We start from the raw sequence: 22,331 nt of genomic DNA, 5'->3' as shown, positions 1-22,331 counted from the left end.
CGGGACACGCCCTAGCCCTGCAGGCGAAGTAGGCGCAGGGCGAGCTGCACCTCCAGCACGCGGTCCGGCGACTGCCAGTCGCCGAGCAGCGACGAGACCCGGTCGAGCCGTTGCGTGACCGTGTTGACGTGGACGTGCAGCTCCGCCTTGGCGCGGCTGAGGTTCGCGCCGCAGCGGAAGTAGACCTCCAGCGTGTGCACCAGTTCCGTGCCGCGCTCGGAGTCGTAGTCGAGCACCGGGCCGAGCACCGACCGCACGTACCCGGACACGTCCGCCCGGTCACCCAGCAGCACGCCGACGAACCCGAGGTCGGCCATCGTCGCGGCCTCCTTGTCCCGGCCCAGCTGCCGCAACGCCTTCAGGCACCGCCGGGCCTCCTCGTAGGCCGCCGCGATCGCCACCGGACCCGCGACCGGCCCGCACGCGCCCACCGTCGCGTCCAGGGCCTTCGCCACCTCGCGGGCGACGTGCGTGGACACCGACGGCAACGCCAGCACGACGTCCCGGCCGCGCGACCCGGCCAGTCCTCTGTGGACGGACGCGTAGTGGGTGGCCCCGGACAGGTTCCCGTCCGCCACCAGCACCACGTGCGGATCGCTCAGCTCGACGCCGACCCTGCGTGCGCGCGCGAGCAGCCCGGCGGCGTCGCGCCCGTCCAGGATGTCGGTGATCAGCTCGCCGCGGACCTTGTTCTCCGCCTCGGCCACGGTCCGGCGCAGCAGCAGCAACAACGCCGTCACCGCCGCCGACCGTTCGAACACCCGCCGGTCCGCGTCGGACAGGTCCGGGCGGCCCGAGAGAGCGATCCCGCCCAGCAGCTCCGACCCGGCCAGCACCGCGCACACCCACACGCCGGCCAGCAGCACGGCCCGCCCGTTCGCCCGCACGGCGGCGGGAGGCACGGCGTCGAGCACCTCGACCGGCCCGCCGAGCAGCTCCCCCACCGCCGCCGCGACCTCGGCCGAGGAACCGCCGCGCAGCACCAGATCCGTGAGCCGGTCGTGCGCCTCCTCGGCCCGTTTCATGGCCTCGTTGTGCGACTGGATCGTCGCGAACAACGACGCCGTGTCGATCGCGATGGCCGCGTGGTCGGCCAGGGACTGCAGCAGCGCGACCTGCTCGGCGGGGAACTCGCGGGTGGTCCGGTCGGCCGCGTACAGCACGCCGATGACCTTCGAGTCGAGCTTGAGCGGCACGCCCAGGATCGCCGTCAGGCCCTCGTCGTGCACCGCCGAGTCGATCGGGTTCGTGTGGTTGAACCGGGCGTCCGCGAAGTAGTCGGACGTCGCGTACGGCCGCGCGGTCTGGGCGACGAGCCCGCCCAAGCCCTCGCCGAGGCCCAGCCTGACCTTCTGGAACAACGGCGAGAACGACCCGTCCGTCACCCTCATGTAGGTGCCGGCCGGGTCGTTCATCGACAGGTAGGAGACGTCCGTGCCGAGCAGGGTCCTAGCCCTGCGCACGATCGAGCGGAGAACCGCGTCCGGGTCGCGCATGCCCGCGAGCTCGGACGCGGTCTCGAACAACGCCGCCAGTTCGGCCTCACGCCGTCGTGTCACACCCCAACCCTGTCATGTTCCTCCAGATCCGCACCACGGGTCTCCTTGGCGAACGCGATCGCGACCACGGTGATCACGCAGGTGATCAACACGTAGACGGCGATGGGGTACGACGACTTGTACGCCTGCAACAGGGCCGTCGCGATCAACGGTGCCAGCGCACCCGCCACGATGGACGCCAGCTGGTAGCCGACCGACGCGCCCGAGTACCGCACCCGCGTCCCGAAGAGCTCCGAGAAGAACGCCGCCTGCGGGCCGTACATCGCGCCGTGCAGCACCAGGCCGACCGTCGTCGCCACCGTGATCAGCACGGGGTCCTTGGTGTCGAGCAGCGCGAAGAACGCGAAGATCCACACCGCCATGCCGACCGCGCCGACGAGGTAGATCGACCGCCGCCCGAACCGGTCTGACAGATGGCCCCACACCGGGATCGTCACCAGGTGCACCGCCGAGGCGATCAGCACCGCGTTGAGCCCCACGGACTTCGACAGCCCGAGGCCGGTGACCACGTAGACCAGGATGAACGCCGTGATCACGTAGTACGACACGTTCTCGGCGAACCGCGCGCCCATCGCGATCAGCACCTCGCGCCAGTTGTGCTTGAGCAGCAGCAGAGCGGGCGCCTTCTCCGTTTCCGGCCCCTTCTCCTTCGCCGCCTTCTCCTGTGCCGCCAGGAAGATCGGCGACTCGGACACCGACAGCCGGATCCACAGCCCGATCACCACGAGCACACCGGAGAGCAGGAACGGAACCCGCCAGCCCCACGCGAGGAAGTCCTCGTCGGACTGCACGGCCGCCAGCACCGCCAGCACACCGGTCGCGAGCAGGTTCCCGCACGGCACACCGGCCTGCGGCCACGACGCCCAGAACCCGCGCCGCAACGGATCACCGTGCTCCGACACGATCAGCACGGCCCCGCCCCACTCGCCACCGAGCGCGAAGCCCTGCACGAGCCGCAGCAACGTCAACAGCACCGGTGCCAGGACACCCACCGACGCGTACGTCGGCAGCACGCCCATCAGCATCGTCGCGCCACCCATCAGCAGCAACGACAACACCAGCAACTTCTTGCGCCCCAGGCGATCCCCGAAGTGGCCGAAGACCAGGCCGCCCAACGGCCGTGCCAGGAAGCCGATCGCGTACGTGGTGAACGCGAGCAGCGTGCCCGTCAACGGGTCCGCGGTCGGGAAGAACAGCTTGTTGAACACCAGGGCGGCGGCCGACCCGTAGAGGAAGAAGTCGTACCACTCGACGGTCGTCCCGATGAGCGAAGCGCCTACCACTTTTTTGATCATCGACAACTCCTCATTGAGCTGACCAGCCGCCATCGACGGCCAACGACGTACCGGTGACAAAACTGTTGCCGCACAACCACAGCACGGCGTCGGCGACCTCGGAAGGCTCGATCAGCCGTTTCACCGCGCTGCGCTGCAGGAAGATCTGCGACGAGACGTCCGCCTCGGAGATGCCGTGCAGCCGCGCCTGGTCCGCGATCTGCTTCTCCACCAGCGGAGTCCGCACGTAGCCGGGCGCCACGCAGTTCGACGTCACGCCGTGCGGGGCGCCTTCCAGCGCGGCGACCTTGGAGAAGCCCTCCAGGCCGTGCTTGGCCGCGACATAAGCGGATTTGAACGCGGACGCGCGCATGCCGTGCACGCTGGAGATGTGGACGAGCCGCCCCCAGCCCCGTGCGTACATGTGCGGCAACACGTGCCGGGTGAGGCGGAACGCGGCCCCGAGCATGAGCTCGACCATCGCCGAGAAGCGCTCGGCGGGGAACTCGTGGATGGGCGCGACGTGCTGCACGCCGGCGTTGTTGACCAGGATGTCGATCTCACCGGGCAACGCGGCCACGGAACCGGTGAGGTCCAGCACGTGACCGACACCACCGAGCTCCTCGGCCAGCACCAGAACCTGCGGATCGCGATCGGCCAGATGGACCTTGGCGCCTGCGGAGGCCAGTGTGCGGGCGCAGGCCAGGCCGATGCCGCTCGCGGCTCCGGTGACCAGCGCGCTGTGACCCGTGACACTCGACATGCCGGAAACGGTAGGCGTCACAACGCGTGGTCAACATGTGGCGGGCCCACATAACGCCTGGTCACAAGATGGCTTTAGCCAACATTTAGCGTCTTGGAGGCATATATGGCGAATGGACGGGGTATAGGGGCGTAAGCTCCCGTCACCTGAACGGGGGAAGATCCGCAAGAGGGGGCTACACCATGTCCACAACGCCTATTTACGACGACCTCCTGCGCGAGCTCGAAGGCATCGCACAGGAGGCCGGTTTGACCAGCTCGGAGCCCACTCCCGAGCCCGTCAAGTCGTAAAGGGGACTACTTCGGCGGCGCGATCAGCTCGGCGGGGACCGGCTGATCCTTGCTGATCAGGTCGAACAGCTGCGACGCCTTCTCCTTGTTCCACTGCACGACCGAGCCCGCACCGGGCACCGTCGGCGTGCCACCGACCGGCACCGTGCCGCTCGTCGCGTCGCCCATGTTGAGCGCGACGCTCGCCAGGTGCCACACGTGGTCGTCCTCGTTGACCGAGACCGAACCGGACGCCGCGTTCATCAGGGGGATGACGCGGAACGGGTTCGCGAGCGTGGCCGGGCTCTTCACCTTCTCGAAGAGCGCCGACAGGAACTTGCGCTGGTTCTGCACGCGCTGCAGGTCGGCCGTCGCGAACGCGCGGGTGCGCACGAACCCGAGCGCCTGCGGACCGTCGAGCTCCTGGCAGCCCGCGGGCAGGTCGATGCCGGCCAGCGGGTCCTTGATCGGCTGGTCGAGGCAGATGTCGACGCCACCGACCGCGTCGACCATGTCGGAGAACCCGCCGAAGCCGATCTCCATGTAGTGGTCGATCCGCACGCCGGTCGCGCCCTCGACGGTCTGCACGAGCATCTGCGGCCCGCCGAACGCGTAGGCCGCGTTGACCTTGTTGCGGCCGTTCTCCGGGATCGCGACGTAGGAGTCACGCGGAATCGACAGCAGAACCGGCTTGGCGGCGCTGTTGTCCGGCAGGTGCAGCATCATGATGGTGTCGGTGCGCCGCCCGGCGGCGTCACCGGTGGCCAGCGCGTCCTTCTGCTCCTGAGTCAGGCCTTCCCGCGCGTCCGATCCGACGAGCAGCCAGGTGGTGCCCGGCGTCTCGGCGGGACGGCCCGCGTAGTCCGGCAGCGCGTTGATCCGCGTCAGCGTCGAGTCGACGTAGAACCCGAAGCCGACGGTGCCCAGAACCAGGACGAGCAGCAGCACCAGAATGACGCGTCCCGGACGCCTCTTCTTCCTCATCGGCCGCTGCGGCGGCATGGGACGCCGCGGCTGCTGGTAGCCGTGGTGATACCCAGCGCTCATGTGTCGCCAACCCCGATCGCATTAGTTTCGCTTTGCAACTGAGGACGTCGTTCGCCGCCTCAGGTTGCGAGGAACCTACCGGGGTGGCAGCACCAACGCCTCGAAAAGCCGGGTGACCTCGGCCGACGGGTCGTCGGTCCAGCCCGTGTGAGCCGGCGACGTCTGCACGATCGTGCTGCGTGGCGCGGTCAGCCATCGGAAGCGCTGCCCCACCGTCGTGCGGCTCACCGGACCGGCGGCGGCACTGCCGTCGCACGAGTTCGTCAGGTGCTCGAGACTGCTCTCCAGCACCTCGACGTCGAGGTGCGGGTCCAGCACCCGCAGCCGCTCACCGTCCACATAGGTCTTCGCGCACAGGAAGCCCAGCGGCGCGCAGTAGACGATGACGCCGACGTTCATGAACTCGCCACGCTCCTGCCGCGGTACCGCCCGCAGCAGCGCGTACTCAAACACGTGCGGCACGCGCGGCCTCCAGCGAGTCGACCCAGCCGCGGTTGGTCAGGCGGTAGGTGAAGAAGTCCTTGTAGCGGCGGCGGAGTTCAGCCGGATCGCCTTCGAGCCACTCGTCGGGAACGAGCGCGAGCACCTCGTCGAGCAGCTCGGGTGTGACCTTCGCCGCCAGCTCAGCGTCCACTTCGGACAGCGCACCGGCGTTCGGCAGCATCGCGTGGTCGGACGAGTCGTACCGGTAGTCCTTCGTGGCCGGACGCTCCTCGCTCCACGAGTAGTGGAAGTACAGCGCGGCACCGTGGTCGATCAGCCACGGTTCGCGGTGCCACAGCAGCATGTTCGGGTTGCGCCAGCTGCGGTCGACGTTGAGCACCAGCGCGTCGAACCACAGCAGCCTCGTCGCGAGGTCGGTGCCGGGGTCGCGCACGACCGGGTTGAAGTCGAACGAGCCGGGCAGGTAGTCGAGTCCGAGGTTGAGGCCGCCGCTCGCGCGCAGCAGTTCCTGGACCTCCTGGTCGGGTTCCGCGCGGGCCAGCTCCGGGTCGAGGTGCACCAGGACGATCTCGGGTATGCGGAAGCCCAGCCGCCGGGCGAGCTCGCCGACGACGACCTCGGCGACCAGGACCTTCACGCCCTGCCCCGCGCCGCGGAACTTCACCACGTACATGCCCAGGTCGTCGGCCTCGACCAGCCCCGGCATCGACCCGCCCTCGCGGAACGGCGTCACGTACCGGGTGGCCGTGACCTCCCTCAGATGACTCACCCGCGCATGATCACACGGGAACCCCCTGGAAGCCGAGCCGGATTCCGGCCGGGACTCAGCTGCCGGCGGAGGTCAGCGCCCGGAAGTACGCGGCCTGCCCCGCCTTGGTCGGGTGGTAGGAGTCGGAGGTCGGGCTGACCAGCGCGTTGATCCACGGCTCGGCCGCGCACACGCCGTGGTCCGCAAACGCTTCCCTCACGTCGACATACCGGGCACCGGCGCGTTCGGCCGCCTTCGCTATCTCGTCGGACAGCTGGTCGGCGGCATCGTTGAGAGCCGCGCGCTTGACTCTCGACATCGTCGGGCAGCCGTCGGCCGGCGTGAACAGCCGCGGGTAGCCGGCCACGACCAGCCTGGCGCGCGGCGCCGCTTCCTTGATCGTGGCGTAGGCCGTGTCGAGCAGGGCGGGCAACTGCCCGTGGATGAAGTCCACCGCCGTGGCGACCCTCTTGGTGCAGGTCCTGTCACCGTTCAGGGTGCAGGTCGTCAGCACGTCCACGAACCCGAGGTCGTTGCCGCCGATGGTGATCGTGACGAACGTGGTGTTCGGGGTCAGGGCCCGGAACTGGGACTTGAGCGACTTCGTGGTCGCACCGCTGCACGCCACGAACTTGAACGACGGGAACTCCCTGCCGTGCAACGCCGGGTAGGCGTTGGAGCTGCGGCGGCAGGAGCCGTCCACGTAGGAACCGGCGCCCGCCCCGGACGCGTAGGAGTCGCCGAGTGCGACGTACTCCGGGGCGATCGGTGCGGGCGCCAGCAAAGCGACAGCGAGCACTCCAGCCAGAAGACCCATGAGTCCGGAGTACCACTGTGGACGGTCGACCTGAAGTGCGTTAACCCAGTCGGGTGGGCAGCACGCAGACCGGGATCGCGGTCTGCAGCGGCGTGCCGGACTGGGTCAGCTTGCCCGTGGCCTTGTCCACCGCGAACGACGTGACGTTGTTCGAGTTCTGGTTGGCGGCGAACAGCAAAGACCCGGTCGGGTCGAACGTGATGTGCCGCGGGTACTTGCCGCCGACCGCGGTGGTGCCGAGCATCGTCAGCCCGGAACCGGTGACCGCGAAGAGCGCGATGCTGTCGTGCCCGCGGTTCGACAGGTAGACGTACCTGCCGTCCGCCGAGACCAGCACCTCGGCCGGGTAGTTCGTCGGGCCTCCGGACGGCGCGGTCTTCAGCACCTGGCCCGGCGTGAGCGTCCCGTTGGCGTAAGCGCAGGTCACGATCGTCGAGTCCAGCTCGTTCGCCACGTAGGCCGTCCTGCCGTCCGGGTGGAACGCGATGTGCCGCGGTCCGGCTCCCGGCTTGACCTTCGCCTGCGAGACCTGGGTCAGCTTCCCGCTGGTGAACGAGTAGACGAACACCGAGTCGGCGCCGAGGTCGACCGCCGCCGCGTACCTGCCGGCCGGGTCGAACACGATGTGGTGCGCGTGCGGGCCTTCCTGGCGTTCCTTGTTCGGCCCGGACCCCTTGTGCTGCACCTTCTGCGTGCGCGCGCCGAGGCTGCCGTCCGGGTTGACCGGGAACACGCTGAGCGAGCCCGACGAGTAGTCGGCCGTGATCAGGAACTTCCCGGACGGGTCGAGCGTCAGGTGGCACGGGTCGGCGCCACCGGTCGCCTGCTTGTTGATCACCTTCAGCGAGGCCGCGTTGATCGCGGTGACCTCGCCCTTGGTGTTCTCGTTGACGGCGTAGAGGAACCTGCCGTCGCGTGACTCGATCACGAACGACGGGTTGACCACGCCGCTGATCACGCCGGTCGTCTTCAGCTGCCCGGTCACGGTGTCGTAGGTGCCGATGCCGATGCCCTTGGCGCCACCGCTCCAGGTGGTGTAGGCGCCGAAGAACACTCTCCGCGTGGCGGCAGCCGCCTCAGCGGTTCCTCCGGTCATCAGCAGTCCAGCTCCTACGCCCATGGCTCCGAGAAAACGTCGCCGGTCCACACCCACGTCCGCACCTCCGGGATATACCTTCGCGGCGGCGGTGCAGCCCACACTGGCCTAGATCACGACGGTCAGGCAATAGGTGCAATCGAGATTGCGTCTAGCGCAACGGGTCGTTGTTGATCAGCCGGGCCTTCTCGGCCTCGAGGTCGTAGCCCGGCGGCGGGAACTTCGGGTCCATCTCCTGCAGGGTCTCCAGCAGCAGCCTGCTGATCGCCCAGTTCCGGTACCACTTGCGGTCGGCCGGGATCGCGTACCAGGGCGTCTCCCGGCAGTTCTTCAGCGCCTGCGTGTACGCGTCCTGGTACTTGGACCACTTCGACCGGACGTCGATGTCGGCCGGGTTGTACTTCCAGTTCTTCTTCGGGTCGTCCAGGCGCGCGAGCAGCCGTTCCTTCTGGACCTCCGGCGAGATGTGCAGGAAGCACTTGATCAGCGTGATGCCGGAGTCCGCGAGCTCCCGCTCGAACGTGTTGATCTCCTTGTAGCGGGTGCGCAGCTCCGCGGCGGTGATCAGGCGCTCGACCTTCGGCACGAGCACGTCCTCGTAGTGGGAGCGGTCGAACGCGCCGAGGCGGCCCTTCTCCGGCAGGACCTTGCGGATGCGCCAGAGGTAGTGGTGGCGCAGCTCGGCGGCGGTCGGTTTCTTGAACGACGCGATGCGCACGCCCTGCGGGTTCACCAGGCCGAGGACGTGGCTGACCACGCCGCCCTTGCCCGAGGTGTCCATGCCCTGCAGGACTAGCAGCACCGCGCGAGAATTCTCCGCGTAGAGCGCCTCCTGCAGACCGTCCAGCTCGGCCCCGGTGGCGGCCATGTCCTCGGCCGCCTCCCTCTTGTTCTTGGGACCGACGGGGCGGCCGGCGGGGTCGAGGGTGGAGAGATCCACCTCATCGAGTCGCAGCGCGTCACGAACCGACTTCTTCGCCATCATCTGACCGTAGCGATTCACCGTCGATTCTGCCGGTTGTGCAAGCAACAACCACTGATTGATGAATCTACGCAACAAACTGGTGCAGTGCGCAATGGTTCACGGTCGATATCGCTTGTCCACGCCCCTAGCCTTGGAGGATGACCGCCATCGCTGAGCACAACACCACCACCAGCGCGGACTACGTCGCCCTCGACGAGGAGTGGAGCACGCACAACTACCACCCGCTTCCGGTGGTCATCTCGCACGGCGAGGGTTCGTGGGTCACCGACGTCGAAGGGCGCCGCTACCTGGACTTCCTCTCCGGCTACTCGTCGCTGAACTTCGGGCACCGCCACCCCGCCCTGGTGGCCGCCGCCGTCGAGCAGCTCGGCCGCGTCACGCTGACCAGCCGTGCGTTCCACCACGACCAGTTCGGCCTGTTCTGCCGCGAGCTGGCCGCCCTGACCGGCACCGAGATGGTGCTCGCGATGAACTCCGGCGCCGAGGCCGTCGAGTCCGCGATCAAGGTCGCGCGCAAGTGGGCGTACCAGGTCAAGGGCGTGCCGGAGGGCACGGCGGAGATCATCGTCGCCGGGTCCAACTTCCACGGCCGCACCACGACGATCGTGTCGTTCTCGACCGACGAGACCGCGCGGGGCGACTTCGGGCCGTTCACGCCCGGCTTCAAGGTCGTCAAGTACGGCGCGCTCGACGAGATCGAGTCCGCCATCTCCCCGCGCACGGCCGCCGTGCTGCTCGAGCCCATCCAGGGCGAGGCGGGCGTCGTCGTGCCGCCCGCCGGGTACCTCGCCGGGATCCGCCGCCTGTGCGACGAGAACAACGTGCTGATGATCGCCGACGAGATCCAGTCCGGCCTCGGCCGCACCGGCGAGCTGTTCGCTCTCGACCACGAGGGCGTGCGGGCGGACCTGTACACGCTCGGCAAGGCGCTGGGCGGCGGCATCCTGCCGGTGTCCGCCGTGGTCGGGTCGCGTGCGGTGCTGGGCGTGCTGAAGCCCGGCGAGCACGGGTCGACGTTCGGCGGCAACCCGCTCGCCTGCGCCGTGGGCCGCGCGGTCGTGGGACTGCTGGCGACCGGCGAGTTCCAGCAGCGCTCGCGGGAGATGGGCGCCTACCTGCACGCGGAACTGAACAAGCTGGTCGGTCACGGCGTGGCCGAGGTGCGCGGGCGCGGGCTGTGGGCCGGCGTCGAGATCGCGCCCGGCGGCCCGGTCGGCCGCGCCGCGTCGGAGGCTCTGGCGACGCGCGGGGTGCTCTGCAAGGAGACGCACGCCTCGACGTTGCGCGTCGCACCGCCGTTGGTGATCACGCGGGACGAGATCGACCTGGGCGTTCGGGCGATCGCTGAGGTCGTTCGTCCCGTTTAGGGTGATTTTCGCTCGTAGCCAGGTCACAGTTGCGGCGGACGGGCCACGTGGGCCGTCCGCCGCATGCATGATGACTCTTATGGGTGAACGGGTGCGTGCTGAGGCCGCTGCCGCTTTGGGCAGATGGGTTGAGCCTGAAGAGGTCTACGCCGAGGGACGCGCGTTGCGGTCCTCAGTGGACTTCAAGGCGCATCGCGCGATGTCGCTGGCTCCCTCGCGCCCGTCCGTGCTGGAGTTCATGCACGCCAGCAACGAGGGCCGGCTGGAACATCTGGTCCCGTTGCGGATCGGCCGGATGCTCCAGAACCCGTTCGCGTTCTTCCGCGGTGCGGCCGGGCTGCAGGCGGGCGATCTCGCCGCCGGCCGCTCGACGGGCCTTCACGCTCAGCTGTGCGGTGATGCACACGCAGCGAACTTCGGCCTCTACGGCACGCCCGAGGGCCAGATCGTCATGGACATCAACGACTTCGACGAGACGCTGCCCGGCCCGTGGGAGTGGGACCTCAAGCGGCTCGTCGCCTCGCTGGTGCTGGCCGGACGCGTGGGCGGCGTGTCGGACAAGGGCTGCCGCGACGCCGCCGAGGACGCCGTGAGCGCGTACCGGGCCACGATCCGGCACCTCGCCGAGATCCCGTTCATGGACTCGTGGACCGCTCTGGGCGACGAGTCCACGCTGTCGAAGGTCAAGGCCGACGACCTGCTCAACGACTTCTCCAAGGCCGCCGAGAAGTCGCGCAAGAACACCAGCGCGAGGTTCGCCGCCAAGTGGACCACGCACGACGGCGAGAAGTGGCGGTTCGTCACGAACCCGCCGACGTTCACCGAGGCCACTCCCCCGACGAAGGCGGCGGTGATCGCCGCGCTGCCGTCCTACGTGGACACCCTGCGCGAGTCGCGGACCAAACTGATCATGCGCTACGGCGTGTCGGACGTGGCGTTCCGCGTCGTCGGCACCGGCAGCGTCGGTCTGCGCAACTACCTGATCCTGTTGCACGGCAACGGCTCCGAAGCCCTGGTGCTGCAGGCGAAGGAGGCCAGGCCGTCCGCGCTGCAGCCGTTCCTCCCCGCCGAACCCGCCAAGCACGAGGGCAAGCGGATCGTGCACGGCGCGCGGCTCGTGCAGGCGGAGACCGACATCCTGCTGGGCTGGACGACGATCGAGGGCCGGCACTTCATCGTGCGGCAGTTCCGCAACCGCAAGGGCGAGATCGACGCGACCACGCTGAAGCGCGACGACCTCGACGACTACGGCCGCTTCGCCGGCGCGCTGCTGGCCCGCGCGCACACCAGGTCCCTGGACCCGCGGCTGCTGGCCGGGTACTTCCAGAACGGTGGCGCCGACGACCTGGACGAGGCCTTCGCCAAGTACGCGTTCGACTACGCCGACCGGACCGAGGCGGACCACGCCGAGCTGGCCAGGCTGGTCAAGAACGGGAAGCTGCCCGCGATCGTCGAGGACCGCTGACGCCGTCCACCGACACGCCAGCGATTCCACCGCACGGAGATGAACACCGAGATTGCTTAGCCTGACGACATGAAGATCCGCCGCGCCGCCTCCGCCGACGACGTGTTCGCCGCCGCGCACCTGTTCGACGCGCCGCCGCGGCCGGACGCGACCGCCCGGTTCCTGGCGCAGGATCACAGCCATCTGCTGATCGCCTACGTCGGCGACCAGCCAGCCGGGTTCGTCTCCGGGGTGGAGACCACGCACCCGGACAAGGGCACCGAGATGTTCCTCTACGAGCTGGGCGTGGACGACGCGTTCCTGCGCCGCGGCATCGGCACCGCGCTGGTCGAGGCCCTGAAGGCCCTTGCCGTGGAACGGGCCTGCTACGCGATGTGGACCGGCACCGCCGCGGGAGACACGGCGGCGCAGGCCACCTACCGGAAGGCGGGCGGGTCGATCGACGACGGCGCCTTCGTCAGCTGGGAACTAGGTTAGGTCCAGACCGGTTCGTCCACTTCGGACACCGCGCCGTCCGCCCGGAAGTGCAGGAACCGGTCGAACGACTTCGCGAACCACCTGTCGTGCGTGACCGCGACGACCGTGCCGTCGAAGTCGTTCAGCGCGTTCTGCAACGCCTCCGCCGAGGCGAGGTCGAGGTTGTCCGTCGGCTCGTCGAGCAGCAGCAACGTCGCCCCGGACAGCTCCAGCAGCAGGACCTGGAACCGCGCCTGCTGCCCGCCGGAGAGGTTCTCGAACCGCTGGTCGCCCGCCTGGTGCAGGCCGTAGCGCTGCAGCACCGACATCGCCGCGCCCCGATCCTTGCCGGGGCGCTGGCCCTCGCCGTGCCAGAGGATGTCCACGAGCGTGCGGCCGAGCCACTCCGGGTGCTCGTGCGTCTGCGCGAACAGGCCCGCCACGACCCGTGCGCCGAGCTTCCACTTGCCGGTGGTCCTCACCTCGTCGCCGCCGAGCAGTCGCAGGAAGTGGCTCTTGCCGGAACCGTTCGCGCCCAGCACCGCGACCCGGTCACCGAAGAAGATCTCCTGGGAGAACGGCTTCATCAGCCCGGTCAGCTCCAGGTCCTCGCACGTGATCGCGCGAACGCCGGTGCGGCCGCCCTTCAGGCGCGGGGTGACCTTCTCGTCCTGAGGGATCTCCGGCGGCGGGCCCGCCTGCTCGTACCGTTCGAGGCGCGCGGCCATGACCCGGTACTTCTGAGCCATCACCTCGGAGGACTTGGCCAGCTGCTGGAGCGTGCGGACGAGGTCCTTGAGCCGCTCGTGCTCCTCGTTCCAGCGCCGGTGATCTTCCAGCAGCCTGTCGATGCGTTTCGCTCGGGCACCGTGCCACGTCCCGAACGAGCCTGCGTGCGTCCACGTGGAATGCGCCTCGACCGTGACGACGTGCGTCGCCGCGGTGGACAGCAGCTCACGGTCGTGGCTGACGACGAGGACGGCCTTGTCTGTGGCCCGGAGACGGTCCTCCAGCCAGCGCTTGCCGGGGACGTCGAGGTAGTTGTCGGGCTCGTCGAGCAGCAGGACCTGCTCGTGGCCGCGCAGCAGGGTCTCCAGGACCAGGCGTTTCTGCTCACCGCCGGAGAGCGTGCGGACCTCGCGGAACCGGGCCCGGTCGTAGGGCAGGCCGAGGGCGGCGACGGTGACGGTGTCCCACAGGACCTCGACGTCGTACCCGCCTGCCTCGCCGTAGCTGGAGAGGGCGTTCGCGTACCGCATCTGGGAGGGTTCGTCGTCGGTGTCCATCAGCGCGAGCTCGGCGTCGTCGAGCTCCACCGCCGCCTTGCGCAACGCCTCGGGGGCGACCGACAGCAACAGGTCGCGCACGAGCGAGTCGTCGCGGACCGAACCGATGAACTGCGGCATCACCGCCAGCCCGCCCTGCACGTGCACGCTGCCCTGCTTCGGGGTGAGCTCCCCCGACAGGATCCGTTGCAGCGTCGTCTTGCCGGCACCGTTGGCGCCGACGAGCGCGACCACGGTCCCGCCGCTCACCTTGAACGAGACGTCGCGGAACAGCTCCCTGCCGTCAGGCAGGGTGTACGCGAGCCCGTTCGCTTCCAGATAACCCACGACCGAGATCGTCGGGGTCGCCGCCCGGGAACGCCAGTGAGTTTCCGGTCACCGCAGGCGGAGCGGGTACCTCCGGTACACCAGCACGGCGGCGGTGACCATGAGGCACTGGAAGGCGGCGCCGAACGCGCTGATCACCGTCAGCAGCACCGTGAGACCGCCGAAGACGAACAGGAGGGAGTAGAGCAACCAGGGACGCACCTGGCGGTTCATCGTGCGGGCGAGTCTCGGCTCGTCCGCGAGCAGCCGCTGTTCGATCTCCTCGAGCGAGCGGCGTTCGGCTTCACTCAGCATCAGTGCCTCCGGAGGACGTCGGGACGTCATCATTCCCGCCCGCCACCCAGTGGATACTCGAACGCCGCCGGAGTCAAACCCGAGAAAGCGCGACCAATCGGCTGACAGCGCGCAGGTACTTCTTGCGGTAACCGCCGCGCAGCATCTCCTCGGTGAACAGCTCCGAAAGCGGCTGCCCCGACACCGCGACCGGGATGTCGCGGTCGTAGAGCCGGTCGCCGAACGCCACGAGCCTCAGCCCGACGCTCTGGTCGGGTGCGGGCTTGACGTCCTTCAAATGCACCGCGGTGACGCCGTCGAGCAGCCGGCCGTACTTCGACGGGTGGATGCGGGCGAGCGCCTTGCAGAGGTCGTCGAAGTCGTCGAGCGTCGAGCCCTCGGTGGTGGAGGCCTTGACGACCAGATCGGTGTCCGACATCGGCGCCGGGGCCTCGGGCAGACCGCGGTGGCGGTAGTCGGGGCCGTCGACGCGCACGACGTCGAACTTCGAGGACATCGACTGGATCTCGCGCAGGAAGTCGGCGGCGGCGAACCGGCCCTCGCCGAGCTTGTCGGGCAGCGTGTTCGAGGTGGCCGCGACGTGCACGCCGGCCCCGATCAGCTCCTTGATCAGGCGCGTGACCAGCATCGTGTCGCCGGGGTCGTCGAGCTCGAACTCGTCGATGGCGAGCAGCTTGTGGCCGGACAGCCTCTTCACGGCCTCGGGGAACGTCAGGACGCCGACCATGTTCGTCAGCTCGACGAACGTGCCGTACGCCTTGGGGCCGGGCACGGCGTGCCAGAGCGAGGCGAGCAGGTGGGTCTTGCCGACACCGAAACCGCCGTCGAGGTAGAGGCCGAGCTTGCCCTCGTCGGAGTCCCTGGACCCGAACAGCGACCACTTCTTGCGGCGCGTGCTGACCCGCGCGGCGAACAGGCGGCCCGCCTCGACCGCGGCGGCCTGCGAGGGCTCGTCCGGGTTGGGGATGTAGGTGTCGAAGCTGACCGAGTCGAACCTCGGTGGCGGTACCAGGCCCTCGATCAGTTCGTCGGCACCGATCTGGGGATCCCGGTCGGACAAGCGCATGCCCGCACCTTATCGGCGTGATGGGATGGCCCGGTGGAGATGTTGTGGCCCTCACCGGGCGTTGAGATGACCGACACAGCCCTCGAGTCGCTGTACGGCTATCCAGCGGGCCGGACCTGGGTGACCGCGAACTTCGTGTCCAGCGTGGACGGCGCGGTGTCGGTCGACGGACGGTCCGCCGGGCTCGGCTCGCCCGCGGACCGGCGGATCTACCTGCTCGGGCGCGAACTCGCCGACGTCGTGCTGGTGGGCTCGGCGACCGTGCTGGCCGAGGGCTACCGCGGCGCGAAGCGCACCAGGCCGTTGCCGATCGCCGTGGTGACGGCACGCGGGTCGCTGACGCCGGACCTGCCGCTGTTCACCGACACCGCCGTGCCGCCGATCGTGATCACCACCGAGGCCGCCCGGATGCCCGCGCTGCCCGCCGACGTGATCGTCGCCGGGGAGACCGAGGTGGACCTGGGTGTGGCGGTCGCCGAGCTCGCGGCGCGGGGACTGCACCGCATCGACCTGGAGGGCGGGCCGCGGCTGTTCGGATCGATGGTGGCCGCCGGTCTGGTGGACGCGCTGAACCTGACGGTGGCGCCCCTGCTGGCGGTGGGCGACGCGTCGCGGATCGCGCACGGTCCGGTGGTCCCGCCCGTGGATCTCGCGCTGGCGTCCGTGCTGCGCGCGGACGACGTGCTGTTGCTGCGATACCAGCGGCGCGATTCCAGCTGAAGAGGCAGGATGTGCGCGTGGACCTACCGCTGACGCCACCTCTGCAGCCGATGCTCGCCACCGCGGTGGACGGGATCCCGGACGACGCGAACCTGTTCTTCGAACCGAAGTGGGACGGGTTCCGCTGCGTGGTGTTCCGCTCCGGCGACGAGGTGCTGCTGCAGTCGCGCAGCGGCAAGCCGCTCAACCGCTACTTCCCCGAGGTCGTCGCCTCGATGCTGGACGTGCTGCCGGACCGCGTGGTCGTCGACGGCGAACTGGTGGTCGCGAAGAACGACGAGCTGGACTTCGACGCGTTGTCCGAGCGCATCCACCCGGCGGCCTCGCGGGTGACGATGCTGGCGGAGTCGACGCCGGCCACGTTCGTCGCCTTCGACCTGCTCGCACTCGGGTCCGAGGTGCTGCTGGAGTCGCCGACGATCGCGCGGCGCGAGGCGTTGCTGAAGCTGCCGGGGCTGAACGTGACGCCCGCGACGACGTCCGTCGAGACGGCGCGGCAGTGGTTCACGCTGTTCGAGGGCGCCGGGCTGGACGGCGTGATGGGCAAGCCGTCGGACGGCCCGTACACGCCGGGCAAGCGTTCGATGATCAAGGTGAAGCACGCCCGCACCGCCGACGTCGTGCTCGCCGGGCTGCGCTGGCACAAGGACACCGAGCCCGGCACGGCGGTCGGCTCGCTGCTGCTCGGCGTCTACGACTCGGACGACCTGCTGCACCACATCGGCGTCTGCGGTTCGTTCAAGGCCGCCGAACGCCGGGAGCTCGCGGCCGAGCTGGCACCGTTGATCACCACGGGAGACCACCCGTGGGCGAATCCCGTGCCGGGCCAGCGGATCCCCGGCGAGATCAACCGGTGGCGCGGCAAGCAGGCCGAGTACGTGGCGCTGCGCCCCGAGCGGGTGCTGGAGATCCACTACACGCAGACCGAGGGCGAGCAGCCCGTGCGGTTGCGGCACAACGGCCAGTTCGCGCGGTGGCGCCCGGACCGCGAGCCGTTGTCGTGCCGCTACGACCAGCTGGAGGTCCCGGCCCGCTACGACGTGGCGTCGGTGCTGAAGGGTGAACTCCGGGCCCGCTAGACGTCCGGCCTGGCCGAGCGCGTCGCACCGATCGACGCGATCACGACACAGCAGACGGCGGCCCACTGCGCCGCCTTGAGGTGCTCGCCGAGCAGCAGCAGGCCCGCGACCGCGGCGACCGCCGGTTCCATCGACATCAGGATCCCGAACACGCGCGGCGGCATGCGGCGCAACGCCTCCAGCTCCAGCGAGTACGGGATCACCGACGACATCAGCGCGACCGCGAACCCCGCCGCGAGCACCACCGGGTCGAGCATCGCCGTGCCGGCCGAGCCGACGCCGAACGGCAGCGCGATCACCGCCCCGACCACCATCGCGAGCGCGAGGCCCTTGCCGTCGGTCGTCTGGCTGCCGAGCTTGGCCGTCACCAGGATGTACGCCGCCCAGCACGCGCCCGCGGCCAGCGCGAACAGCACGCCCGTCCACAACAGACCGCCCTGCACACCCGTGAGCAGCACCACCCCCAGGCCCGCGAGCAGCACCCACACGCCGTCGATCCAGCGCCGTGAGCCCGCGACGGCCACCGCGAGCGGCCCGAGGAACTCGATCGTGACGGCCGCGCCGAGCGGGATGCGGTCGAGCGCCGCGTAGAAGCAGAGGTTCATCGCCGCGAGCACCGTGCCGTAGGTGGCGACGGTGACGAGCGTGCGGCGGTCGAGCCGGAGGGACGGACGCCAGATCACGACCAGCACCAGTGCCGCCATGACCAGGCGCAACGTCACCGTGCCCGCCGCACCCGCGACCGTGAACAGCTGCTTCGCGAACGCGGCGCCGACCTGCACGCTGACGATGCCGAGGAGCACGAGCGCCGTCGGCGGGATGCCGCCCAGGAGACGGGCGACGGGAAGCCGATCAGCGTGAGCCATGCACCCATCCTGACTCACTGGATTCTCACCTGTGGCGTGCGAGGCTCAGCTTCCCGGAGTGTGAACGAGAGTGAGGAAATCTGTGCGTCGCGCTGCCTTGGCCCTACTGGCAGTGAGCGTGCTGACGGCGTGCAGCGCGGGACCCTCGACCAGGCCGGTGATCGCGGTCAAGGGCGAGGGCGACCAGCCCGTCGACCAGAGCACGCTCGCCGGGCCGCAGCCAGTGCCCCCGCTGAGCGAGTACAAGGCGGACTCGCTGCCGTGGTCGCCGTGCAACGAGCAGATGAAGGACCGCTTCGGCGCCGATGCCCCGCAGGGCGACCAGAAGTACGAATGCGCGCGCATGACCACCGTGCTCGACCCGCCGGGACGTCCCGGCCGCGGCACGATCGGCATCGCGTTGACGCGCGTCGGCACGGGCAAGAGCGCCCTGGTCGTGGTCAACGACCCCGGCGGCGAGCCCGGCACGCTGAAGGCCGCGCGGCTCGCGGCGGCGTTGCCGAAGGAGATCCTCAGCACGTTCACGATCATCGGCATGGACCGGCGGGGCACGGGCCGTTCGGACGGCATGGCGTGCGTACCGCAGGCCACGCGCGCGCAGCTCGTCGAGTACGACCCGGCCGAGCCCGAGCAGTCGACCCTCGTGGTCGCCGCGGGCGAGGCATCTCAGGAGTGCGTGCTCGACCTCGAAGGCAGGCTGACCGCGTTCGACTCGTGGCGCGCGGCCGCCGACCTGGAACGACTCCGCGACTACCTGGGCACCGACCGCCTCAACGCCATCGGCCTGGGCGAGGGCTCGCGCGTCATCACGACCTACGCCCAGCGCTACCCGAACCGCATCGGCCGCACCGTCCTCGACGGCGCCCCGGACCCGACGCTCGACCAGGTGGGCGTCCTGGAGTCCCGCGCCGTCGCGGCGGAGGCGACGTTCGACGCGTTCGCCCGCGACTGCAAGACCCGGGGCTGCGCGCTCGCGAACCCGCGCGAGGACGTCACGGCACTGCTGGCCCAGCTGCGGACCGGCCGCGTGCGCGGCGAGTACGTGGACCTGACCCCCGGCTCGGCCCTGAACGCGATCCTGGCGGGCCTGACCGACCGAGCCCGCTGGCCCGCGCTGGCCGACGCCGTGGTGAAGGCCCGCGCCGGCGACAGCACGGGCCTGTTCGCCCTGCTGGAACCGCTGGTCAACGACCTGGACGAGAACCCGCCGCGCTTCGACGCGGGCCTGATCATCGGCTGCAACGACACCGCCACCCGCATCCCGCCGGACCGGGTGAAGGCCCTCGCCGCCGACTGGCAGTCGAAGCACGCGATGTTCGGCGCCGTGTTCGCCCGCATGCTGCTGCACTGCAACCCGTTCCCGCCGCCCAAGGCCGAGAAGGTCGACGCCCTGAAGAGCGCGCCGCCGATCGTGGTCCTGAGCACGGCCAACGACCTCTCCACCCCCGCGCCGGGCACCGAGCACACGGCGCAGCGGCTGCCGGGGTCGTCGTTGATCGGGTGGCAGGGCAGCGGACACGGCGCGCTCACCCTGTCGGGGTGCGCGACCACGGCGGTGCGCGACTACCTGATCGACGCGAAGGTGCCGTCGAACGGCACGGTCTGCCCACCCTGATCGGGCTGCGCGGACAGGAGCATTCGCTCAACCGCAGCGCAAGACGGAGCCTTCGCGTGACCGACGACGCGAAGGTGCCGTCCAACAGCACCGTCCACGTCGCCAGAAGCCTGACGTCAGTTACTCCGCACATGGCGGAGGGGAACCGTTCGCGTGACCACGACGCGAACAGCTCCCCGCGCGAATCTTCGTGTCAGCAGCTCGAACAACAGCCGCAGCCGGGCCCCGTACACCCGGAACAGCACCCACACGTACCCATCGGGCCTCCCCGTCCTCCAAGCCGGACCTGCGCGGGACATCCGCGCACCTCACGGTCCGCCCCGGCACCAGCCCTGGGAACCCCTCTCACCCGAACGCGTGCGCACAACCACCGGGGCGTCGCAGCACGTGATCGCGCTACGCGCCCAGCTCCTCCAGGGCCTTCTGGGCTGCCTCCAGTTCGGCGCGCAGTTGCTCCACGCGGGCGAGCTGCTGGGCACGCGCCGCGTTCAGCACGCCCTCGACGATCTCGGAGACCTCGGGCGTGAGCAGCTTCGCGGCTTGGGCCACCTGCGCGGGCGGCACCGGCGTCGGGCGGACCGTCCTGCGGGTGCCCTGCAGCACCTCCACGGCCCACTCGCCCTCGCCCGTCGTCACCAGCGTGATCGTGACCTCGGGGAAGGTGGTCTTCGCGGACTGCTTGCGCGCGGCGGGCTTCGCGGGCGCCTGCTCGGCGGGAGCGGGTGCGGGTTTCGGCTTGGGGGCCGCGGGCTTCACCGGCGCCTCCGGGAGGTAGGGGTGGACGACCTCAGTCTCTCGCGGCGGTTCCGGCTGCGCTGGAGGAGGGGTCGCCGGCTTCTTGCGCGGCGGCGGCTTCTCCAGCGTCAACTCGGCCGGGGAGAAGGACATCTCGTCCTTCGAGCCGGTGGGCCGGACCTGGATGAAGTCGCCTTCCGGAGGGTCGGTGACGGCCAGCAGCTTCGCCGACCTGCCCTCCTCCATGCCGACCGCGGCCGCCGTGAACCACACCATCGGCTGACTGCCCTCGTCCAACTGCGATCGCAGGTCGACGACGTCCTCCGCCGACAGCCCGCTCTTCTTCGCCATCGCGCTGCCTCCCCGTTCGAACACTTGTGCCCCAGCATGCCCTACACCTCCGACAATTCTGAGCACAGGGTCGGCAGCAAGATCGTTACGGGTTTCCGTCCACCCCGCAGATGTACCCGGCGTTGATGCAGTTGGAGACACGCCGTTGCAGCTCAACGGGATCCCACGCGTTCATGAAGTCGCCGTGGAACGTGTACCCAGGCGCGCTCGTGACGTTCGCACCGTTGAGGGTGCCTCCCCGAAGAACTCGTGCATGTGGGAGACGCCGGACTGGTTCTGGAACACGATCGAGTCATCTTGGCGGCGATGACTGGACGAGCAGGTCACCCGGAACTCCGACCCCGGAACCGCCTGCTGCTCCACCATCGCCCGCGCCTGCTCGGCGCTGTACACATGGCCGTGCCCCGCGTGAGAAACCGGTTGCCCCACCACGAAGCCCGCCGCCACGACCGCCATCGCCACCGCCGCGACGCCGATCGTTCCTCGAATGAGCACGTGCATGGAAACTCCTCTCGCACCACAGTGTGTGAGAGCGCTCTCATGACAAGACGGTAAACCTGCTTGCCTCTTCGTGTCCACGTGAGGCTTGGTCAGGTTTCGTCGTCTTCCCCCGCCCGCAGCCGGTACTCGCACCCGTACTCGACGGCGTACTGGAGGTCGTAGACGTGCACGATCTTGGGCCCGCCGTGCAGATGGACGTACGTCACGGTCTGCTTCGGAATTTCGGGCGTGGACGGCAGCGAGTCGACCCTGCCGTCGAGGGGACCGCCGACGTACCGCACGACATATGGCTGGGACATGGCGACCTCCTCTCGCGTTCGGTCCAGTCTACGAGGTCGCTCACTGGATCCGTCCCCGATACAGCCGGTTGGCTCACTCACTCCCCGAACCACCGCACGGCGAGTTCGTCGAACGAATCCCCCGCGGGCATCTCACGCATGTACTTCGGCATGTTGGAGTAGACGTGCAACAGCGCGTAGGCCATCACGCGCCGAGGATCCGGCACCCGCCCGTACGCCTCGACCAACGCCTTCCAGCACCTCGCGTCGCCTTTGGTGACGAACAGCCCGACACTGGCGAACTCGTACTCGAACGCCCCGCGCATCGCCGGCTCGAAGTCGAACAGCCCGGAGAGTTCCCCGCCGCGCCGCAACAGATGTGCGCTCATCACCTCGGTGTGCAGCAGCACCGGCGGCTCATCGCCGAGATCCACCCCGTCGAGAAACGCCGGAATCCGCTCCAGCCACCGCTCGTCCAGCCCACGTTTCCGTTGCAGCTCAACGCATCCGCGCCGCTGTCCGGCAACGAACGCCGCCCAGTCCCCCGGCCCCAGCACCGCGGGCGGCTCGATCGCGTGCAACGCCTTCAGCATCTCCCCGACCCGCGCACTGACCTCGACGTCCGGCACCGCGGGTTCCTCGCCGTGCAGCCGCGACATCAGCACGTACCCCCAGTCGTCGAGCACCCCGACGCCCTGCAACCGGGGAGTCGGCACCGGCAGCCTGCCGTGCACCGCCTCCATCACCGCGACCTCGACCGGCACCTCGCCGTGGTACCGCGGCGGGAACAGCTTCAGCACCAGGTCGTGCCCGACTGCGAAGACGGGCAGCGACCCCTCCTCGAACCGCACCACGTCGCCGTCCAGTCCCAGGCGGTCGCGGTACGACTCGGCGTCTCGCTGCGTCAGCTCCATGCCGTGATC

General features: G+C 69.5%; 23 protein-coding genes. 6 read left to right on the top strand and 17 right to left on the bottom strand.

The window, feature by feature from the left end; all coding sequences use genetic code 11:
• Window positions 1–11: 11 nt before the first annotated feature.
• The 9 genes from AB0M48_RS10670 to AB0M48_RS10630 form a co-directional block, all read right to left on the bottom strand.
• Entirely contained in the window at window positions 12–1,559 is a 1,548-nt protein-coding gene (locus AB0M48_RS10670; RefSeq protein WP_363838676.1) for a GAF domain-containing protein, read from the bottom strand.
• A complete protein-coding gene (locus AB0M48_RS10665; RefSeq protein ID WP_363838671.1) occupies window positions 1,556–2,854 on the bottom strand; it encodes an MFS transporter in 1,299 nt (432 codons plus the stop codon). Before AB0M48_RS10665 ends, AB0M48_RS10670 begins: the two co-directional genes overlap by 4 nt.
• Before the next feature lie 10 nt (window positions 2,855–2,864).
• On the bottom strand, window positions 2,865–3,596 hold the full coding sequence (locus AB0M48_RS10660) for a 3-hydroxybutyrate dehydrogenase (RefSeq protein WP_363838668.1): 732 nt from the start codon (window positions 3,594–3,596) through the stop codon (window positions 2,865–2,867).
• Between the two features lie 296 nt (window positions 3,597–3,892).
• Window positions 3,893–4,912, bottom strand: a complete 1,020-nt coding sequence (locus AB0M48_RS10655) for an LCP family protein (RefSeq protein WP_363838663.1) — start codon at window positions 4,910–4,912, stop codon at window positions 3,893–3,895.
• A gap of 75 nt (window positions 4,913–4,987) precedes the next feature.
• Entirely contained in the window at window positions 4,988–5,374 is a 387-nt protein-coding gene (locus AB0M48_RS10650) for a DUF3037 domain-containing protein (protein ID WP_363838657.1), read from the bottom strand.
• Window positions 5,358–6,125 (bottom strand): HipA family kinase, encoded by a 768-nt coding sequence (locus AB0M48_RS10645; RefSeq protein WP_363838649.1) that lies wholly within the window; start codon window positions 6,123–6,125, stop codon window positions 5,358–5,360. The genes AB0M48_RS10650 and AB0M48_RS10645 overlap by 17 nt, the downstream gene beginning before the upstream one ends.
• Before the next feature lie 55 nt (window positions 6,126–6,180).
• Window positions 6,181–6,921 (bottom strand): SGNH/GDSL hydrolase family protein, encoded by a 741-nt coding sequence (locus AB0M48_RS10640; protein ID WP_363838644.1) that lies wholly within the window; start codon window positions 6,919–6,921, stop codon window positions 6,181–6,183.
• Between the two features lie 40 nt (window positions 6,922–6,961).
• Window positions 6,962–8,017 (bottom strand): lactonase family protein, encoded by a 1,056-nt coding sequence (locus AB0M48_RS10635; protein ID WP_363838641.1) that lies wholly within the window; start codon window positions 8,015–8,017, stop codon window positions 6,962–6,964.
• A gap of 151 nt (window positions 8,018–8,168) precedes the next feature.
• Entirely contained in the window at window positions 8,169–8,999 is an 831-nt protein-coding gene (locus tag AB0M48_RS10630) for a PPK2 family polyphosphate kinase (RefSeq protein WP_363838636.1), read from the bottom strand.
• 140 nt (window positions 9,000–9,139) lie between these two features.
• Here AB0M48_RS10630 and rocD point away from each other — a divergent pair, with 140 nt between their 5' ends.
• The 3 genes from rocD to AB0M48_RS10615 all read left to right on the top strand — a co-directional run bounded on the left by rocD (window position 9,140) and on the right by AB0M48_RS10615 (window position 12,311).
• The gene (gene rocD / locus AB0M48_RS10625; protein WP_363838633.1) at window positions 9,140–10,369 is read left to right on the top strand and encodes an ornithine--oxo-acid transaminase; all 1,230 of its coding nucleotides are present in this window, start codon (window positions 9,140–9,142) and stop codon (window positions 10,367–10,369) included.
• Window positions 10,370–10,448: 79 nt separating this feature from the next.
• Window positions 10,449–11,834: a DUF2252 domain-containing protein gene (locus tag AB0M48_RS10620; protein ID WP_363838629.1), complete on the top strand. Its 1,386-nt coding sequence runs from the start codon at window positions 10,449–10,451 to the stop codon at window positions 11,832–11,834.
• A 69-nt stretch (window positions 11,835–11,903) separates the two neighbouring features.
• Window positions 11,904–12,311, top strand: a complete 408-nt coding sequence (locus tag AB0M48_RS10615; protein ID WP_363838625.1) for a GNAT family N-acetyltransferase — start codon at window positions 11,904–11,906, stop codon at window positions 12,309–12,311.
• Here the strand turns inward: AB0M48_RS10615 and AB0M48_RS10610 are convergent.
• The 3 genes from AB0M48_RS10610 to zapE form a co-directional block, all read right to left on the bottom strand.
• The gene (locus AB0M48_RS10610) at window positions 12,308–13,903 is read right to left on the bottom strand and encodes an ATP-binding cassette domain-containing protein (protein WP_363838620.1); all 1,596 of its coding nucleotides are present in this window, start codon (window positions 13,901–13,903) and stop codon (window positions 12,308–12,310) included. The two genes, AB0M48_RS10615 and AB0M48_RS10610, sit on opposite strands and share 4 nt — an antisense overlap.
• Before the next feature lie 48 nt (window positions 13,904–13,951).
• A complete protein-coding gene (locus AB0M48_RS10605) occupies window positions 13,952–14,197 on the bottom strand; it encodes a DUF3040 domain-containing protein (protein WP_363838617.1) in 246 nt (81 codons plus the stop codon).
• A gap of 73 nt (window positions 14,198–14,270) precedes the next feature.
• Window positions 14,271–15,263 (bottom strand): cell division protein ZapE, encoded by a 993-nt coding sequence (gene zapE / locus AB0M48_RS10600; RefSeq protein WP_363838613.1) that lies wholly within the window; start codon window positions 15,261–15,263, stop codon window positions 14,271–14,273.
• 66 nt (window positions 15,264–15,329) lie between these two features.
• On the opposite strand from zapE, the gene AB0M48_RS10595 reads away from it, so the two are divergent.
• Together AB0M48_RS10595 and AB0M48_RS10590 are read left to right on the top strand one after the other, a co-directional pair.
• Complete coding sequence (locus AB0M48_RS10595; RefSeq protein WP_363838609.1) at window positions 15,330–15,983, top strand: dihydrofolate reductase family protein; 654 nt, start codon at window positions 15,330–15,332, stop codon at window positions 15,981–15,983.
• Window positions 15,984–16,000: 17 nt separating this feature from the next.
• Window positions 16,001–17,062 (top strand): ATP-dependent DNA ligase, encoded by a 1,062-nt coding sequence (locus AB0M48_RS10590; RefSeq protein ID WP_319988658.1) that lies wholly within the window; start codon window positions 16,001–16,003, stop codon window positions 17,060–17,062.
• On the opposite strand, the gene AB0M48_RS10585 is transcribed toward AB0M48_RS10590, so the two are convergent.
• Window positions 17,059–17,928 (bottom strand): EamA family transporter, encoded by an 870-nt coding sequence (locus tag AB0M48_RS10585; RefSeq protein ID WP_363838605.1) that lies wholly within the window; start codon window positions 17,926–17,928, stop codon window positions 17,059–17,061. The genes AB0M48_RS10590 and AB0M48_RS10585 overlap by 4 nt on opposite strands.
• A 112-nt stretch (window positions 17,929–18,040) precedes the next feature.
• Between AB0M48_RS10585 and AB0M48_RS10580 the strand changes: the two genes are divergently transcribed.
• Window positions 18,041–19,543: an alpha/beta hydrolase gene (locus AB0M48_RS10580; protein WP_363838601.1), complete on the top strand. Its 1,503-nt coding sequence runs from the start codon at window positions 18,041–18,043 to the stop codon at window positions 19,541–19,543.
• 396 nt (window positions 19,544–19,939) lie between these two features.
• On the opposite strand, the gene AB0M48_RS10575 is transcribed toward AB0M48_RS10580, so the two are convergent.
• The 4 genes from AB0M48_RS10575 to AB0M48_RS10560 form a co-directional block, all read right to left on the bottom strand.
• On the bottom strand, window positions 19,940–20,629 hold the full coding sequence (locus AB0M48_RS10575; protein WP_363838598.1) for a DUF6319 family protein: 690 nt from the start codon (window positions 20,627–20,629) through the stop codon (window positions 19,940–19,942).
• 171 nt (window positions 20,630–20,800) lie between these two features.
• The gene (locus AB0M48_RS10570) at window positions 20,801–21,130 is read right to left on the bottom strand and encodes a hypothetical protein (protein ID WP_363838595.1); all 330 of its coding nucleotides are present in this window, start codon (window positions 21,128–21,130) and stop codon (window positions 20,801–20,803) included.
• A gap of 89 nt (window positions 21,131–21,219) precedes the next feature.
• Window positions 21,220–21,429 (bottom strand): hypothetical protein, encoded by a 210-nt coding sequence (locus tag AB0M48_RS10565; RefSeq protein ID WP_363838592.1) that lies wholly within the window; start codon window positions 21,427–21,429, stop codon window positions 21,220–21,222.
• 77 nt (window positions 21,430–21,506) lie between these two features.
• Entirely contained in the window at window positions 21,507–22,322 is an 816-nt protein-coding gene (locus tag AB0M48_RS10560) for an aminoglycoside phosphotransferase family protein (RefSeq protein ID WP_363838590.1), read from the bottom strand.
• Window positions 22,323–22,331: the final 9 nt, after the last annotated feature.

The sequence above is a fragment of the Lentzea sp. NPDC051208 genome, assembly GCF_040682435.1.
GTDB classification, from domain to species: Bacteria; Actinomycetota; Actinomycetes; order Mycobacteriales; family Pseudonocardiaceae; genus Lentzea; species Lentzea kristufekii.
The sequence above is the reverse complement of the archived record's forward strand: the minus strand, read 5'-3'. Positions and strand labels throughout refer to the sequence as shown.

Coding starts and splice junctions, on each gene's coding strand:
- AB0M48_RS10665 (WP_363838671.1), bottom strand. CDS start 2,854: ATGATCAAAAAAGTGGTAGGCGCTTCGCTCATCGGGACGACCGTCGAG.
- AB0M48_RS10660 (WP_363838668.1), bottom strand. CDS start 3,596: ATGTCGAGTGTCACGGGTCACAGCGCGCTGGTCACCGGAGCCGCGAGC.
- AB0M48_RS10655 (WP_363838663.1), bottom strand. CDS start 4,912: ATGAGCGCTGGGTATCACCACGGCTACCAGCAGCCGCGGCGTCCCATG.
- AB0M48_RS10640 (WP_363838644.1), bottom strand. CDS start 6,921: ATGGGTCTTCTGGCTGGAGTGCTCGCTGTCGCTTTGCTGGCGCCCGCA.
- AB0M48_RS10635 (WP_363838641.1), bottom strand. CDS start 8,017: ATGACCGGAGGAACCGCTGAGGCGGCTGCCGCCACGCGGAGAGTGTTC.
- AB0M48_RS10630 (WP_363838636.1), bottom strand. CDS start 8,999: ATGGCGAAGAAGTCGGTTCGTGACGCGCTGCGACTCGATGAGGTGGAT.
- rocD (WP_363838633.1), top strand. CDS start 9,140: ATGACCGCCATCGCTGAGCACAACACCACCACCAGCGCGGACTACGTC.
- AB0M48_RS10620 (WP_363838629.1), top strand. CDS start 10,449: ATGGGTGAACGGGTGCGTGCTGAGGCCGCTGCCGCTTTGGGCAGATGG.
- AB0M48_RS10615 (WP_363838625.1), top strand. CDS start 11,904: ATGAAGATCCGCCGCGCCGCCTCCGCCGACGACGTGTTCGCCGCCGCG.
- AB0M48_RS10605 (WP_363838617.1), bottom strand. CDS start 14,197: ATGCTGAGTGAAGCCGAACGCCGCTCGCTCGAGGAGATCGAACAGCGG.
- zapE (WP_363838613.1), bottom strand. CDS start 15,263: ATGCGCTTGTCCGACCGGGATCCCCAGATCGGTGCCGACGAACTGATC.
- AB0M48_RS10595 (WP_363838609.1), top strand. CDS start 15,330: ATGACCGACACAGCCCTCGAGTCGCTGTACGGCTATCCAGCGGGCCGG.
- AB0M48_RS10585 (WP_363838605.1), bottom strand. CDS start 17,928: ATGGCTCACGCTGATCGGCTTCCCGTCGCCCGTCTCCTGGGCGGCATC.
- AB0M48_RS10575 (WP_363838598.1), bottom strand. CDS start 20,629: ATGGCGAAGAAGAGCGGGCTGTCGGCGGAGGACGTCGTCGACCTGCGA.
- AB0M48_RS10570 (WP_363838595.1), bottom strand. CDS start 21,130: ATGCACGTGCTCATTCGAGGAACGATCGGCGTCGCGGCGGTGGCGATG.
- AB0M48_RS10565 (WP_363838592.1), bottom strand. CDS start 21,429: ATGTCCCAGCCATATGTCGTGCGGTACGTCGGCGGTCCCCTCGACGGC.
- AB0M48_RS10560 (WP_363838590.1), bottom strand. CDS start 22,322: ATGGAGCTGACGCAGCGAGACGCCGAGTCGTACCGCGACCGCCTGGGA.